Source organism: Pseudomonas huaxiensis (assembly GCF_003231275.1).
Lineage (GTDB): Bacteria > Pseudomonadota > Gammaproteobacteria > Pseudomonadales > Pseudomonadaceae > Aquipseudomonas > Aquipseudomonas huaxiensis.
On record NZ_QKVL01000196.1, the window covers coordinates 1 to 360 of the forward strand.

The following is a 360-nucleotide window of genomic DNA, read 5'->3' on the forward strand; positions in this document are numbered from 1 at the left end:
CCTTGCAGGTCACCGAGCAGGGGCAGCAGTTCGTCGCTGCCGATGGCGCCGTTGCCTTGCAAGGTGAAACCGTTGACCTGCAAGGTCGGGCCGCTTGCCGTCGCCGTGGTCGAAGGCGCGTCGGGCAGGTTCAGATCCAGGCGCTGCTTGCTAGGCAATTGCAGCGGGCGCTGATCGATATTCTGTTGCGACTGGCCGGCGTCCGGCAGCGAGGCCGCCATCACGGACAGCGAGAGCAGGGACAGGCCACCGCCAATCAATGAGCGAACGAAACGCATGAATCAAATTCCTTCTGGCAGGCGGATGCCGTTGTTGACGATTTGCAGGTTCAGGCGCTCATCGGACGGATTGGTGATCAGC

1 pseudogene is annotated in these 360 nt (G+C 62.2%); it reads right to left on the reverse strand.

Going from position 1 to position 360, the window contains the following annotated elements:
* A pseudogene (locus tag DM374_RS32865) lies at nt 1-278 on the reverse strand (ShlB/FhaC/HecB family hemolysin secretion/activation protein); the annotation flags it as partial.
* Nucleotides 279-360 lie beyond the last annotated feature (82 nt).